Origin of the sequence: Acinetobacter brisouioides (genome assembly GCF_004331075.1) — a bacterium.
Taxonomy (GTDB): domain Bacteria; phylum Pseudomonadota; class Gammaproteobacteria; order Pseudomonadales; family Moraxellaceae; genus Acinetobacter.
Window position 1 is genome coordinate 229,379 of record NZ_SJNX01000006.1, and the last position, 15,868, is coordinate 245,246.

Here is a 15,868-nt window from a genome sequence, read left to right on the forward strand (position 1 = left end):
TTTGCCTTAACAGTAAAGCAGCGTTTGCTTCTGTTAGGAAATTTTGATGTATATCTAAATTGTGCTGTGTAATTTTCTGACCTAAGCCAACTGTATGTTTAAGACGATGAACATTTATTTTGAACAAAACTTTTAAATTGCATGAAGAAGGTGAATAAATGACGATGTCTGACTGGCTGGTGATGCAAGAGTTAGTTCACCAAGAAGAGGTCAAGCAATGAGCCTCGGATTAACAGCGTTGGAACTAGCGCGTATTCAATTTGCATTTACGGTCTCTTTCCATATTATTTTTCCTGCCACTTCCATTGGATTAGCCTGTTTTCTAGCCGTACTGGAATGGCGTTGGTTAAAAACGCGTGATCCTGTGTATCGGGATTTATTTAAGTACTGGATCAAAATTTTTGCTGTGGCTTTTGGCATGGGGGTGGTGTCTGGTGTGGTCATGAGCTATCAGTTCGGCACTAACTGGGCTGAGTTCTCACGTATTGCTGGTGGTATCACGGGTCCTTTACTGAGTTATGAAGTGCTTTCTGCATTTTTCCTTGAAGCAGGCTTCCTTGGCATCATGATGTTTGGCTGGGGGCGAGTTGGTGAGCGCGCTCATTTTTTTGCTACGTTGATGGTTGCTATAGGAACATGTATTTCCATGTTCTGGATTTTGTCGTCCAATAGCTGGATGCAAACGCCGCAAGGATTTGTGATTGAAAATGGAGTGATTGTCCCGAAAGATTGGCTTGCAATTGTTTTTAACCCATCTTTCCCATACCGCTTTGCACATATGGCCGTGGCTGCATTCTTAGTATCAGCACTGGTTGTTGCAGGAACCTCTGCATGGCATTTGCTTAGAGGTCGTCGAGACGTTTTGGTTAAACGCTCATTTTCTATGGCGTTATGGATGATTTTATTTGCTGCTCCAGCTCAGGTTTTGGTCGGTGATCAACATGGTTTAAATACATTACATCATCAACCCGTCAAACTGGCAGCGATCGAAGGGCACTGGGAAACCAATCAACATGAATCCATGCCACTGTATGTGTTTGGTATTCCGAACATGCAAACTGAACACACAGATTATGCGGTCGGTATTCCATATTTAGGTAGTCTGATTCTAACTCATGAACTCAATGGTGAAGTCAAAGGCCTTAAAGATTTCACTCCTGAGGATCGTCCAAATTCAACGGTATTGTTTTGGAGTTTCCGTTTGATGGTGAGCTTGGGCATGTTAATGCTATTGCTTGCACTGTCTGGCTTATTATTGCGTAAGGGCAATAAGTTGTACGAAACATCATGGTTGCATAAATTTGCCATCATTATGGGGCCGACGGGTTATATCGCACTGCTTGCCGGGTGGTTTACCACTGAAATGGGGCGTCAGCCATGGGTCGTCTATGGTGTTTTACGCACCAAAGATGCGCTATCGAGTGTGCCTGCGAGTCAGGTCGGTTTTACTTTAATTTTGTTTGTGGTGGTCTATACCGTGGTGTTTGGTACAGGTGTGTACTACATCTTCAAACTCATGCACAAAGGCCCTCAGTTTATCTATGCCCAACCTGAAGAAATGGCAGGTGTTGGGCATTTTAAAACCCCAATGCGTCCACTAAGTGCAGTTGATGAAAGCATTGATCAACCAACTCAGGAGCAGAAGCATGATTGATTTATCTATCATTTGGGCCGTGATTATTGCACTCGGTGTGTTGATTTATGTGGTACTGGATGGTTTTGATTTGGGGATTGGTATTTTATTTCCCTTTATCAAAGATCAACAAAAACGCGATGTGATGATGAACACGGTTGCTCCTGTTTGGGACGGTAATGAAACATGGATGGTTCTGGGAGGTGCTGGGCTGTTTGCAGCATTTCCTATGGTATATGCCACCGTGCTTTCAGCGCTATATTTACCGATAGTCATGATGTTGATTGCCTTGATTTTTCGCGGTGTAGCATTCGAATTCCGTTTTAAAGCACAGCGTTCGAAACACCTTTGGGATGCGGCATTTATCTGGGGTTCAACCCTTGCCAGCTTTTTTCAGGGGATTTTGCTAGGGGCTTATATTCAGGGAATTCATACGCAACACGGTATTTTTTCTGGCGGAAGCTGGGACTGGTTAACGCCTTTTTCTATTTTCACAGGCATCGGTGTGGTGGTGATGTATGCGGCATTGGGCTGTGCATGGCTGATCCTTAAAACTGAGCATGATTTACAGCACAGTATGTATCGTTTAATGCCCAAGTTTGTGCTGGCACTGCTTGTGATTTTTGCAGGGGTGAGTCTGTATACGCCATATTCGCAACCAGCGATTGCAGCGCGCTGGTTAAATCCAGCGCAACTGATGTATTTCAGTCCCGTACCAGTTTTGGTGCTGCTGTTTAGCTTTTTAATCTGGAAAGCTTGTCGCCAAAAACATGAATTTCGGCCCTTTATTTATACCCTTGTGCTGATGTTTCTGGCTTATACGGGCTTCCTGATTAGCTTGTGGCCAAACATCATTCCGCCATCGGTCACAATCTGGCAAGCCGCAGCGCCAGCCAATAGTCAGTTGTTTGCTTTGATCGGGGCATTGTTACTCATTCCGATCATTCTCATTTATACCATCATGGCGTATTGGGTATTTCGTGACAAAGTCCGTGTGGATGATGAAGGTTATCATTAGGATGAATGTGATATGAAAAAATCTGAAATGCAATGGTTTATAGGACTATGGTTATTGGGTTTTTTAGGGTTAGGTATAATTGCTGCTATTTTTAGAGGGTTATTATTTCTAGCTTATTAATAAGATTTCTTTCATAAACCAATTTTATTTAACTCGCTAGGAAAAATAAAATGGGTATAAATATTTAGGAAAGAGATCTAAGCGAAATAAATGAGTTTTAAAATACGCTGAATATAAGTAAATTCGTTTACTTATATTCAGTAGCTTTGGTTTTTAATATAGATAAATAAAATAAATTAATTTTGGGGTGGTATGATATTAATCGCACAGCAACATCGATTTAATTACCAAAATCTTTCAGATATTCAACCTAAAGATATTATTTTTGCACGCAAGCGCTCTAAAATATCTCAAAATGAATTGGCAAGTATTTTAGGTATATCAGTCAGAACATTAGAAAGTTGGGAAAGAGGACACCGAAAACCCTCACGTGCAGCACAATCTTTACTCAGATTGTTTATTCGTGCACCTAATTTATTGGTCACTTATTTAACTTGAACGCAAAAAAACAAATCACCCTCAGGTGATTTGTTTTTATTGTAAATTATTGATTATTAGTGAATTCTTCAAAAGCTTCAATCGCATTTGCCGCATACATGAGGGAAGGGCCTCCTCCCATATAAACTGCGACAGATAAGACTTCATTGAGCTCTTCTAAGGTCATTCCCATTTTAACAAGGCTGCGAGTATGAAAGCCAATACATCCATCACAACGATTGGCAACCCCAATCGCAAGCGCAATTAATTCTTTGGTTTTAGCATCAATGACGCCTTCTTTCATGCTGCTTTGTGCTAATGCATTGAAACTCTTCATAGTTTCAGGAGAGTTTTGGCGAAGGGTTTTAATATTATTGGAAATATTGTGTGTAAGTTCAGTAAATTTCATGACCGTTTCCGTTTGTTATTGAACGATAGGGAAATTGGCATCTTGCCATGCTTGCATGCCGCCTTCGATAGAAAAAACGTTTGGAAAACCCATATTTTGTAGAGAAAGAGCAGCAAGTGCTGAGCGGCCGCCTGAGCGACAAATCAAGTAAATTTCATGCTGAGATAGCGCTTCTAAAGCCACTAAGGTCTCACAGTGCTGTAAAACAGAAGGGTGCTGGTGAATACGCATTTCTAAAACACCACGAGGCATATTTACCGCATGTTCAATATAACCTGCTTGATATTCATCAGGTTCGCGGATATCAATTAAGATAATATGAGGGTTACTGGTTTTTGATTTTAAATCTTGGATGGAGATTTCCTTGATTTTAGATTTAGCCTCATCAACCAATTGGTTTGAAGTTTTTATTTCCACTCCGCTTTTAAATATCATTGTTGATTATTTAAACTAAATTATAGAGGTAAATATAACAGGATGAAAGATTATTTTTAATTTAAATTTCATTTGAATTGTTTCATGATTTTATTTTATCGATCTTGCGTTTTATGGCTATATATTTCAAATTTAATCAGGGAGAAAAACAAAGCGGGTGTAACAATATGAAAGAAACTTATTGAGAGAAATTTTTTGATTATTGGCATAAGCTATTTTGCGAATAAGTCTGGTGGTTATGGCTCAGTCTAGTGTAGGAAATTGTATTTTCCCATGACTGGAGGTAAGGCGAGGATACTGGGAGCAACTCAGGTCAAATCATAAAAAAGCCCCAGCATTCTGTCGAGTTTTTTTGTATTGGGTTGCTCTGTAGAACTCCTGTCGTACAGTAGTGTCTTGGTGCGTATGTATATTTTTATTTAAGTATCCGAGACCAAGTCTTTCTAAATTAAAAAAGTCATCATAGTAATAGACTTCTTTTATAACTATTTAACTCTCTTTCTTTTTCCTCATAGGGATAAATAAAAGGGGCTTATGAAAGAAGCCTAATACGTAGATCAAGCAGACATGCTCAGATCACTTTGTCTTGAATACAATATTAAGAAAAGTCCAATTCCTTTTCAAATGCTTTCAGTTCAAAGCGAGCCATCGCTAAATTTGATTTTGGGCGATCTAAAACAAGATACAGAAATAAGTTCTCATTGCTTTCAAGAGGACGAATCAAATGATATTGCTTACCTAAAGTAATTAAAATATCTTCAATATTATCATTTAATTGAAGTGCTTTCGCTATTTTTCGTTTTGAGCGGATTACTTCGGTATTGCCTGCTGCAGCAAGTTCTAAATCTATAGTTGTTCCTTGAACGGCTAAAGCTAAACCACTTTCACTATCTACCAATGCGGCTGCAATAAAACCATCTATGCTAGTTAGACTATCTAAAACAATACGACTCATTTTACTTTCTACCTTAAGTTAAGGGTTTCCCCATCAGAATATTGATTTAAAGACCAAGTTTTTTACGCAGTTTTGTGAAAAAACTGCGAACTTGAACCAACTGACTTTGATCAGTTGGTTCATTATCTCTCATGAATTTAGCCTCATGAGAAACAACATATGAACCCATTTTGAGCATATGACTAGTCGCAACAAATCTCATGATTTGTTGTTCTGGAATATTTAATCGATTGATTACCATTTGAATCTGAGCGCCTTGGGCAAAACATGCTGCAATTTTTAATAGATTTCGACGTTCAGCGCCCTGTTCGAATTTTGGCCAAATCTGTAATTTAAAGTATTGATTGGCCTGAACCTCTGGAAGTTGAATATCCGTAGAACGATATGCCACTTCCCAAAGCCAACTACGTAAATCTTGTGCGGGTTGATTTTTGATCGTCTCTTGCACAAAATGATTTGTGGCATAGGTTTGATTCAAGCTGTTGTCAAAAAAGATGATGGGATGAGATGGGTTGACCCAGACGCGCTCTGTCATGGTGTCGACTAAAGCTAAGAATCCCCGATAGTCGAGTAACTGGATAAAACCATTTCGAGACAATAAGCATTGATTCAATATAGTCGTGGTAGCGACAGGTTTTTCTACAGTTGCAGAGGGGCGATTAATGGCATAATCCGAAGCGTAATCAAAGAATTTCTCTTGTATCCATGCACGTAAATCTTCTAGCTGCGTTACAGGATAAGATAAAGTGTCATCAACAATCATTCCCTGTTGTTCAGGAGCTCTAATCAGACGTAAGTACTGTATATGAATCTGTGAGAGAATTTTTTGAATGATAGATGAAGCAAAAAAAGCATCGTTAACCATCAACAGGTCGATGTTTTTTTCAGAGATATTGACCCAACGTACTTCTACCCCATGTGGAATAGATAACAATATTTGGGTTTTAAACTGTTCAAGCACATGTGGACTAATCCCAAACACAGCAATATGTAAAAACTTTTTCATTTTCTAACCGTATTAAGCTATGTATCATTGCAATAAATCATATAAATTCATTTAAATGCAGTGAATTACGTGAAAATTAACAGTTACGTATTTTTCATATATGTAATCATCTATATATGGATTTGAGCTAAAGATTCGGAAGTTTTTTTGATTGCATAGAGCATTTGCCCCATGAGAATATCAGGTGAGCCTACCGCTATAATCAGCATAGGATAGTGCGCATGCTCTACACCTGTTAAAACCACATGCCCATTCTCCGCATTCAGTGAAAGAGTCTTGCAGCCGATTAAGTTGATTTCTGAAATGAAGGCGGACACCATGGCCAGAATTGAGCTAGAGACGGCAGCAATTTTCCCACTATTTTCCAAGTTTTTTTTACTCGCCAACGCTAATTCAAAACCATCCGAAGAACACAGCATGACGAATTCAAGACCGCTTACATTATTTAAGAATTCTTGGATTTGCATACGGCCAGTTTCAATCAATGCTTGAGGAATCTGGCGTGAAAGCGTATTGGTATTCACTTGCGGACTCATCCTTTAAATCATTTCAATTGCGTGAGTTTCAATCGAAGCAATGAGTACTTCAACCATAAGTAGAACATCATTTTTTTGTCTGGCATCTATCGCAAATATTGGGTAACTGTAGTCGTGTAAACTCATCCAATCCCGATAAATCTTGAGCATTTGTTCATCGTGTTGATCGACATGAGTAATACCAATCACAATATTTTGACTATGGCTTTCAAAAGCGGTGATATAGCTTTGTAAATCTTGCAAACGATTTGCACATGAATGATCAATTAAAATACTGACGCCAATTGCACCTTTGCAGACGATAGACCACATAAAATCAAAACGATCTTGGCCTGGGGTGCCATATAGTCCAATTTTAGTGTCATCCTCAAGTACGATTTCACCATAGTCGATTCCTACCGTGGTGGAATATTTGCTATGCCTATTGATGTCAGTATTGATTGCTTCAGTTTCTATGACAGGAATGTCGGAGAGCGCTTTAATTGCTGCTGACTTTCCAGCACCCATACTGCCGCCAAAAACAATTTTATATTGATGTAAAATCATATATATACTCTCTTTCTATCAAGATTTAATAAGTTTTATATAAAATCTATTTGGTTGTTTTCGAACTAAAGCAGACACGATTTACCCCTATATTTAACCAACTGCTTTCGACTAGTAGGTGGAACAAACGAATGATGAATTAAAATTTAAAACATCGTCATATCTTGCAAATGGAGCTTATGGCTAGCAACAACGTGAATAAACTGTGAATTTATTTGATATTTTAAAAATTAATGTGATTTTTATTGGTATATGTAGCGGGATATTTCTTAAATCTATTTGGGTTTTTATTGGGTCGTGTTAAACATTCATCATTTCCACCAAGGATAATCACTGCCTAAAGCAGCAGTGTTTTCAAGACTTTGTTTAGCGTGTTAAGTCTCGTAGAAACCTTTCGATATCGTTTTAATTTTACACAAGTTTTCTTTGCCAAGTATCTGTTTTTATATAAATACTAGCCCATATGTGTATTTTTAAGTTTACCATGATTTTTCTTGGAAATGTTTGCTCTTGTCCCTGTTACTTTGAGCTGATTAAAGTATTGAGTCGTTAAGAACTGCTGATTATGCTGCAAATGTGAAACTGATACATTTCCATACCCTTAACCAACAGCCAGATAACGAATCAGCAGGCTGATGCCTGAACAAAGGACCAAAATATAAATGAATTGAGTAAAGCGGCTTAAACTCATTTTTGCCATGATTTTTTTGCCAATATGAACGCCACAGAGCATACTGGGAATCAGCAGTATGACCAAGCCCAACAATGGTAAAGAATACAGTCCCATCAATAGACACAAAATTAGCCGTAGGCTGGTGCTGAGTGAAATGAGGACACTTTGTGTGGATTGAATCTGTAGTTTGTTCGGGAGTTTTTGTTGTAAATATAGTGCATATAAAAACCCACCACTGCCAAATAATGCACCAAACAAGCCACCAAATAGCCCTACTGGAATATGTAAATAGGCTCGGGAAGATGGATGAGAGATAGGCTTCTTGAACAATTGGTACAGGCTATAACCGATACAAAAAATGGCCATAAATAAGAGCAATAACATGGGTGGACGCGTAGCCAGCAGATAAATACCCAAACCTGCGCCGAGGCTCATAAATGGGAAAAGTTGCCGCACTTGATGGTATTCAACGCTTGACTGTAATTGATACCAGTTTTTGATAGAGGCAATTGCATCAAGAATCACGATCATGGGAATGATTTGATTCAGCGGCATATACAGACTTAACCACGGAGCGGCAATCAGTGTTGTTCCAAACCCAGAAAAACCAAAAACGATATAGGCGAGTAAAATAATAGGGAGATAAACCCAATTCCACTGCATAAATAACCAATCAAACATATAAATCCCTCTTTTCTTTTTTCTGAGCATAAGGCACTCTTTCGATCTAATCTAATTCAAATTTTTGAATGAACGATCTAAAAAAGAGATCAATATGCCAAGCATGAAGCAATTGCAGTACTTAAAGAAAATTGTGGAGACAGGAAGTTATCATCAGGCTGCCGAGCAATTATTTATTGCACAGTCAGCATTGAGCCGCCAAATTTTGCTGCTTGAAGATGAACTGGGATTTCAAATTTTTAATCGGGAACTGCGACAAATTCGCTTAACGCCCGCAGGTGCCTATTTTTATAAAAAAACCAGTCAACTGTTACAGGCATTGCAGCAATCAACACTACAGGCACAAGAACTGAGTCAGGGAAAACAAGCCTATTTCACCTTGGCTCATTCTAGTAGTATTGGTTTATCTGAAATTTTTTTACAGAAAACCCAGCAGTTTGCCTTTACGCAACAGGTGAGTATGGAGATCGGTCAATATTCTTCAGAACAGCAGATTGAACTGTTAACCAATCGTCAGTTGGATATAGGCATATTACGTTTGCCTGTGCTGACGCATGATTATGCTGAACTGGAACTGGTCGAATATCAGAAAGAACGCCTTTACGCTGTGTTGCCATCGCAACATGCGTTAGCAAACTGTGCGGTTTTACAGGTATCTGATTTAAAAAATGAGAAGTTTGTTTCTGTGCCGCATCCTGAACGTGGCGGTATGAGTTATGTGTTACGCAGTTTATGTGTTGCTTCAGGATTTAACCCGCAACCCGCTGCGGTACGTTCACGTAAACGTATGCAGTTGATTTTGGTACAGCAAGGTTTTGGTGTAAGTATTATTGCTGAGTCTATGATTGATCGCACTCTCATGGCTGTAAATTATATTCCACTTTCAGATCAAGCTGCCTATGCCCAAGTGGTTATTGCGTACCATCGACAAGCCAGTCCACTGTTAAAAAATTATGTTCAGGACTTATGCGATGTTTCCAATTCATGAGTTCTTGGATTTTAAATGTTTGAATATCAATCAACTAATTTAATCTAAATACAATATCTGCAAAAAATCGCAGGCGATGCGGCTTCATCAACACATAGAAATCACCCAATATGAATCAGAGCTAAGGCTGTTAAGACGTAATTTAGTTGAGGGCTTCGTGAAGAATGCCTGTGGTAGAAGACAGCCTGATACCTGTTTGTACCTGACTGATGTGAAATTATCTGACCATCATCTGATGATTTACATCGAAAATTGCCTTTCATCGGGATAAATGCTCAAAATTGATAGATGAGGGCGAGAAAGCCTTGTTTAAAATCAAAAAAATGTGAATACTCATGCCCGCAAAAATGCAAGCTTGCAAATTTTCTTTTGGGATTAGGCAAATACCGTGAACACGTATCCATTTTCATTTTCTCGTTTACAACAGGCATTACTGGCTGTTAGCTCACTGTCATATTTGGGGCTGAGTCCAGTATTGGCACATGCTGAAGATGACCTTCAGCAACTGGCAACTATTACCGTGTCGGCGAAAAAGTCACAGTCAGCGTATTATCAGCCCAAAGTCAATTTGTCGGGTTTTGTTCAGCAAAATATTGTTAATATTCCTGCATCTATCAGTACGGTGACTGCAGAACGCATCGCCGATCAGCATGCCAAAACGCTCACTGATGTGGTGAAAAATGATGCTGCAGTTGGTGATGGTTATGCCGCGATTGGTTATTATCCAAACTTTATGATGCGCGGTTTTGCTTTAAATCTTGGATCGAGTTACTTACTCAATGGTAATCTGCTACGCGGTGAACAAAATGTCGCACTGGAAAATAAAGAGCAAGTTGAAGTTTTAAAAGGCATCAGTGCCATGCAAAGCGGCATGTCAACGCCAGGTGGAGTAGTCAACTATGTCACCAAACGCCCGAAAGACATTCATTCTGTGACGGTTGAAACGGACAGTCATGCTGGTAATCGTGTTGCAACGGATTTTGGCGGTTTCCTCGGTGAAGATCAGCAGTTTGGCTATCGTATCAATCTCGCCAAGGAAGAAATGCACCCTTATGTTGAACATGCCAATGGGCAGCGTGTGTTTGGCTCTCTGGCTTTGGACTGGAAAATTTCAGACCGTTCAAAACTCGAATTTGATATCGAATCGCAGCGCCAACGCCAACGCTCTGTCCCAGGTTATCAGTTACTTGGTGGCACCACTGTACCAAGTGGTATTAGTTGGGATCGCCTGTTGGGTTATCAAAGCTGGGGTAAACCTGTCACTGATGACAGTTTAAATGCCAGTTTAAAATATATTTACCAGATCAATGATAACTGGACGGCTCATCTTACGGCTTCACAAAGCCGTGCAGTGATTGATGATTATTCTTCATTCCCATATGGTTGCTATTATAGTAGCGTTTGTCAGGTTACAGGTTTAGGCAATACCTTTGATCCAAATGGGAATTATGACATTTATGATTACCGCAGCCCCAATGACACTTATTTGACCAATCAGTTTAAAGCAGGGTTAAACGGAAAATTTGATACAGGAACGTGGCTGCATACGGTGAGTTTGGAACTGTCACAGACCTATAAACGCCATGCGCAATATAATGCGATTAATGAATGGGTTGGTACAGGTAATATTTATAGCAATAGTGCGACCTATAGTCCTACGACTGCCACTTTGGGTAATCATTACAAATCTTTAGAAAGCCAGCAAACAGTATTAAACTTGCTTGATCAGATCGACTTTAATTCACAGTGGTCGGTCTTGCTTGGTGGGAAGTTGCTACATTTAAATGAAAATGCTTATGCTGCTGACGGCAACAATATCCGTGATACCAATTTTGACCGTTTCCTTCCGCAACTTGCACTGATGTATCAACCTTGGGAACGTACTCATGTGTATGCTTCTTATGCCAAAGGTTTAAGTGATGGTGGGCAAGCGCCTTGGTATGCCAATAATGCTTATGCGACTTTGGCACCCGTACATTCGACCCAGTATGAGTTGGGGATTAAGCAGCAGTGGAAAGCGTTACTCTTTACCGCAGCAGTGTTTGACTTGAAACAGGACAATCAATATACCAATACTGCGGGTGATTATGTCACTGATGGTCAACAGCACAATGTTGGTTTAGAACTGGGTCTACAAGGTCGTTTAAACCAAAACCTAGACATCACTTCCACTTTAGCCCTGACTCGTTCGCGCCTCGCAGGCATACAAACGGCTGAGTACCAAGGGCATCAGACCCAAAATGTACCAACCGTACGCTTTGCCAGCCACTTGTCTTACCAAGTACCACAGATTGATGGACTAAGATTATTGGCAGGCATGCAGTACAGCAGCAGTAAATATGCAAACAAATCGGGTACAGTCAAAGTGCCAGGCTATAGCATATTTGATGCGGGTACAGCCTATAATTTCCGTGCCTATGGTTATGACAACACGCTTCGACTCAATATTGACAATTTGTTCAATAAAAAATACTGGCGTGATGCAAGCAGTTTCTTTGGAGACGACTATTTGTTCCTCGGTGCGCCTCGTACAGCGCAATTGTCATGGACTGTGAATTTCTAAGACTCTAATTCACTTCAAGTATTCGGAACTGCTTGAGCTGTTTGGCTCAAGCAGTTTTTTTATTTTGGGTCATTTAATCCAATGCTTGAACTAAAAATCGCACTTAAAATCCTGTTACACTCAAATATGCCAGATTTGCATAAAATTACAGGATAGTGATGTCATACCAGCAGTTATATATCAATGGTCAGTGGCTTAGCCCGAAAAATGGGCAAACTTTTAGCAGTATTGATCCGAGCAATGAACAGGAAATTGCCCAAGTTGCGGCGGCATCGGTTGAAGATGCTGAATTTGCTGTCCAAGCTGCTCGACAGGCATTTGATCAAACTGACTGGGCAAATCAGCCTAAGCAACGTGCAGCATACTTGCGTGCGATAGCCCAAGAAATCCGTAACCAGTTAGATGCACTCGCTGAGTTAGAAGTCCGTGATAATGGCAAGCCTTTGCCTGAGGCAGTTTGGGATATTCAAGATGCTGCAGGCTGCTTTGACTTTTATGCGGACTTGGCAGAACAACTTGATCCCAACCATGAAGAAAATATCCCGCTTGCTGATGAACGCTTTAACAGTGTCGTGCGTAAAGAAGCCGTGGGCGTAGCATGTGCGATTATTCCTTGGAACTATCCACTCCTGATGGCAGCATGGAAGGTTGCACCCGCACTTGCCGCAGGTTGCACATTGATTTTAAAACCTGCCGAAGCCACTTCATTAACTGCGATTGAACTGGGGCGGATTGCTGAAAAAGTCGATTTGCCAGCAGGAGTGTTGAATGTTGTCACAGGCATTGGTAGTGAAATCGGGCCATATTTAACTGCTCACCCTGAAATTGACAAGGTTGCTTTTACGGGGAGTGTGCCTGTGGGCAAGCAGATCATGCAATCGGCAGCGCATAACGTCAAAAACTTAAGTCTGGAACTGGGTGGAAAATCAGCCTTTATTATTTTCTCTGATAGTGATCTTGATGCGGCCGTGGAATGGATCATGTTTGGCATTTTCTGGAATCAGGGGCAAGTGTGTTCGGCAACTTCACGAGTACTAGTTCAACAGGAAATTTACCCTGAATTATTGCAACGCCTAAGTGTTGCTGCGCAAAAAATCAAAATTGGCAATGGTTTGGATGCCGATGTCAAACTCGGCCCATTGGTCAATGCCAAGCAGTATCAACAAGTGATGCAGGCAATTCGACAAGGGCAAGCGGATGGCGTGCAATTGCTCAGTGGCGGGCAGCGTCCTGCACATCTTGCACAAGGCTATTATGTCGAACCCACTATTTTTGTGGATGTGCCATTAGAACATCCGCTATGGACAGATGAAATTTTTGGCCCTGTAGTCGCTATTCGTGCTTTTCAACATGAGCAAGAAGCGATTCAACTTGCCAATAATTCCATTTTTGGTTTGGCAGGTGCGGTAATGTCGAAAGACTTGGCTCGTTGCCAACGGGTGGCACGTAAACTACGCGCAGGGATTATCTGGATTAACTGCTCACAACCAACTTTTACCGAAGCCCCGTGGGGTGGTTATAAGCAAAGTGGAATTGGGCGTGAGTTGGGGATTTGGGGGTTAGAAAATTACTTTGAAATCAAGCAGATAACCAGCTATAGTAGTGACCAGCCTTGGGGATGGTACACTTCCTGACATTGCGTTTCCTGACTCTAAAAATATTCAGGAAACCTAAGGCTAGACATATATTTTCACGCAATAGGCTTTTTTTCATCAGCCCCTTTTTTCTCTTGCATTTTATTGAAAAATATTTCAATTTTTGCTGAGGAATAAAAATAAAGAAGGGGCGAGCAATGATGAAACAAGCCTAATGTGGTGAATGCTCTCGTGGCAGTGCATGAAATTTTAAATGCCTAAATGGTATTTTGTTATTGTTTAAAATTTCTACACAATATTCTGTTTTCCAAGGCTAATCATGCCTTTTAAAATAGTTTTTAAAAATAGACCTAGATAATGAATATATATTTTACTTATTAATTTTTAAGCTATATTATTTCATAATAGAAAAAATGATGAATTCATGACTGATATAAAATGACCTTTAAAAAATTCATTTATTCACTAGATTTGAACTTACGAAAGTTGATTTTGTATCTTTCGATTTTTAGTGTCGTGAGTTTATTTATTGTGTCTTTAATCGTGAGCTATTATATAGAAAAGCATGAGCTTTTACATAATGCTTTATCGGTTAATGCAGAGTATGCTGCTAAAATTGCCAATAGCTCAGACAGTCATTTTAAGATGATGCAAAAGGAGTTGGCATATAGTGCGGAAATTTTAGGAAAAAACTTTAATAATCAAAAATATATGCAAAATGAGGTCGAGCGTTTAAAGTATCAGTCCAATTATTTCAATAGCGTAACTATTTCCGATCAAGATGGTAAATTTTTAAGTTTTGCACCATTAAAATTAAATTTTCAAAAAAATAAAGTGAATAGAAGTTTAGGATTTAAACTCTCTTTAGAGAAAAAAGCTCCGGTTATTTCTTCACCCTATTATGGTACAAGTAAAAATTTATTAATTTTTATCTCACACCCTATTTTTGATGAGAAACGTCATTATTTAGGATTTATTGGAGCAACTATTTATTTAAAACATGACAATATTTTAAATAAAATGCTTTCTGGTCATTATGGCTATAGGCATAACTATATGTATGTGGTTGATAAAAATCAATATATATTATTTCATCCTGATGTTAATAAAATTGGCCAATTATCCAATATTAATGTTCAAAACCTTGCGATTAAAAATCGTGGTGAGATTCGCTTGAAAGATGAGCATTGGCATGAATGGCTAGCAGGTTTTGCGCGTATTCCAACTACAGGCTGGATGGTGATTTCTCAACAACCTGCGAGTGAACTACTTAAAGAAACCAGTAATACAGTTTATGAAATGCTGGTGGGAATGTTACTATTTTATATCCTGATTTTCTTTGTTATCTGGCAAATATCCTATTTGATTTCAAGTCCTTTGTCTTTATTGGCAAACATGGCAAGTAATCTACATCAACCAGATATTGATGCGAATATTGAACGTATTAATCCTTGGTTTGTTGAGGTACTTAAGTTCAAAAATTCATTGTTAATAAGCTCAAAACATTTTAAGGAAACTATTTCAGAACTTAAATTATATATTCATACTGATCCACTCACCCATTTATATAATCGACGTGGTATGGGCTTGTCTGTTGCTCATTTCATTGAAAAAAGCATTCCGTTTGCAGTCATCTCGATTGATATCGATTATTTCAAGAAAATTAATGACGCTTTTGGGCATGACCAAGGTGACTTGGTTTTAAAAGAAATTGCAGGCTATATCCGTTCTAATTTCCGTGATGAAGATATTTGTTGTCGTAGTGGGGGTGAAGAATTTGTGGTTTTGGCTGCCCGATTGAAATTGGAAAATGCTGTAAAGTTGGCAGAGCACTTACGTAAAAAAATTGAAAGCACATCAATGCCTTTGGTTGGTAAAGTCACAATTTCTATTGGTATTTCACACTGGTCAGCCACTTCACAAAATATAAAAACTGTCTTTAAACGTGCGGATGAGTGCTTATATAATGCTAAAGCCGATGGGCGAAATTGTACTCGTTTTTAGAGTTGAAAAATACTTAGATGATGTGATTAAAAAATAAGTTTATATAAGTTTTTCTATTGCATTTGATCTAAATTTTAGATTTCAAATAGTTTTAATTTTAAAATGATAATATAAACCATGATGAAAAATGCCTATTGTAAAAACCATAAAAAAATTATGATAATATTTTTATCCCTAAACCTAACATCTAAATATCAAACGATATATAACTAAAATCTAAAGATCGTAGCGCAGAAATATTTTCAAAAAATTCCATTTCATAAAATTTTTGGTGTGGCACTAAATTAAA

General features: G+C 38.9%; 14 protein-coding genes. 7 read left to right on the plus strand and 7 right to left on the minus strand.

The window, feature by feature from the left end:
* Positions 1–217 precede the first annotated feature (217 nt).
* The 3 genes from E0H77_RS09900 (at position 218) to E0H77_RS09910 (ending at position 3,209) form a co-directional block, all read left to right on the plus strand.
* Positions 218–1,654, plus strand: a complete 1,437-nt coding sequence (locus E0H77_RS09900; RefSeq protein ID WP_131377602.1) for a cytochrome ubiquinol oxidase subunit I — start codon at positions 218–220, stop codon at positions 1,652–1,654.
* A complete protein-coding gene (gene cydB / locus E0H77_RS09905) occupies positions 1,647–2,651 on the plus strand; it encodes a cytochrome d ubiquinol oxidase subunit II (RefSeq protein WP_131377605.1) in 1,005 nt (334 codons plus the stop codon). The genes E0H77_RS09900 and cydB overlap by 8 nt, the downstream gene beginning before the upstream one ends.
* A 312-nt stretch (positions 2,652–2,963) precedes the next feature.
* Positions 2,964–3,209, plus strand: a complete 246-nt coding sequence (locus E0H77_RS09910) for a helix-turn-helix domain-containing protein (protein ID WP_171478332.1) — start codon at positions 2,964–2,966, stop codon at positions 3,207–3,209.
* Between the two features lie 46 nt (positions 3,210–3,255).
* Here E0H77_RS09910 and E0H77_RS09915 read toward each other — a convergent pair whose 3' ends face one another.
* The 7 genes from E0H77_RS09915 to E0H77_RS09945 form a co-directional block, all read right to left on the minus strand.
* Positions 3,256–3,597 carry a carboxymuconolactone decarboxylase family protein gene (locus tag E0H77_RS09915; RefSeq protein ID WP_131377609.1) on the minus strand — a complete coding sequence of 114 codons (342 nt, stop codon included), beginning with the start codon at positions 3,595–3,597 and terminating at the stop codon, positions 3,256–3,258.
* A 15-nt stretch (positions 3,598–3,612) separates the two neighbouring features.
* Entirely contained in the window at positions 3,613–4,008 is a 396-nt protein-coding gene (locus E0H77_RS09920; protein WP_131377741.1) for a rhodanese-like domain-containing protein, read from the minus strand.
* A gap of 622 nt (positions 4,009–4,630) precedes the next feature.
* Entirely contained in the window at positions 4,631–4,987 is a 357-nt protein-coding gene (locus E0H77_RS09925; RefSeq protein WP_131377612.1) for a roadblock/LC7 domain-containing protein, read from the minus strand.
* 46 nt (positions 4,988–5,033) lie between these two features.
* Entirely contained in the window at positions 5,034–5,993 is a 960-nt protein-coding gene (locus E0H77_RS09930; RefSeq protein ID WP_131377615.1) for a hypothetical protein, read from the minus strand.
* Positions 5,994–6,103: 110 nt separating this feature from the next.
* Positions 6,104–6,529 (minus strand): roadblock/LC7 domain-containing protein, encoded by a 426-nt coding sequence (locus E0H77_RS09935; RefSeq protein ID WP_131377618.1) that lies wholly within the window; start codon positions 6,527–6,529, stop codon positions 6,104–6,106.
* Between the two features lie 3 nt (positions 6,530–6,532).
* Positions 6,533–7,075: a GTP-binding protein gene (locus E0H77_RS09940; RefSeq protein WP_131377621.1), complete on the minus strand. Its 543-nt coding sequence runs from the start codon at positions 7,073–7,075 to the stop codon at positions 6,533–6,535.
* A gap of 601 nt (positions 7,076–7,676) precedes the next feature.
* Positions 7,677–8,429 (minus strand): sulfite exporter TauE/SafE family protein, encoded by a 753-nt coding sequence (locus tag E0H77_RS09945; RefSeq protein WP_131377624.1) that lies wholly within the window; start codon positions 8,427–8,429, stop codon positions 7,677–7,679.
* 94 nt (positions 8,430–8,523) lie between these two features.
* Between E0H77_RS09945 and E0H77_RS09950 the strand changes: the two genes are divergently transcribed.
* From E0H77_RS09950 to E0H77_RS09965, 4 genes are all read left to right on the plus strand, one after another.
* Positions 8,524–9,417 (plus strand): LysR family transcriptional regulator, encoded by an 894-nt coding sequence (locus E0H77_RS09950; RefSeq protein ID WP_131377627.1) that lies wholly within the window; start codon positions 8,524–8,526, stop codon positions 9,415–9,417.
* A gap of 388 nt (positions 9,418–9,805) precedes the next feature.
* The gene (locus tag E0H77_RS09955; RefSeq protein WP_131377630.1) at positions 9,806–11,980 is read left to right on the plus strand and encodes a TonB-dependent siderophore receptor; all 2,175 of its coding nucleotides are present in this window, start codon (positions 9,806–9,808) and stop codon (positions 11,978–11,980) included.
* Between the two features lie 158 nt (positions 11,981–12,138).
* The gene (locus E0H77_RS09960) at positions 12,139–13,614 is read left to right on the plus strand and encodes an aldehyde dehydrogenase family protein (RefSeq protein ID WP_131377633.1); all 1,476 of its coding nucleotides are present in this window, start codon (positions 12,139–12,141) and stop codon (positions 13,612–13,614) included.
* Between the two features lie 399 nt (positions 13,615–14,013).
* Positions 14,014–15,579: a sensor domain-containing diguanylate cyclase gene (locus E0H77_RS09965; protein ID WP_131377636.1), complete on the plus strand. Its 1,566-nt coding sequence runs from the start codon at positions 14,014–14,016 to the stop codon at positions 15,577–15,579.
* Positions 15,580–15,868: the final 289 nt, after the last annotated feature.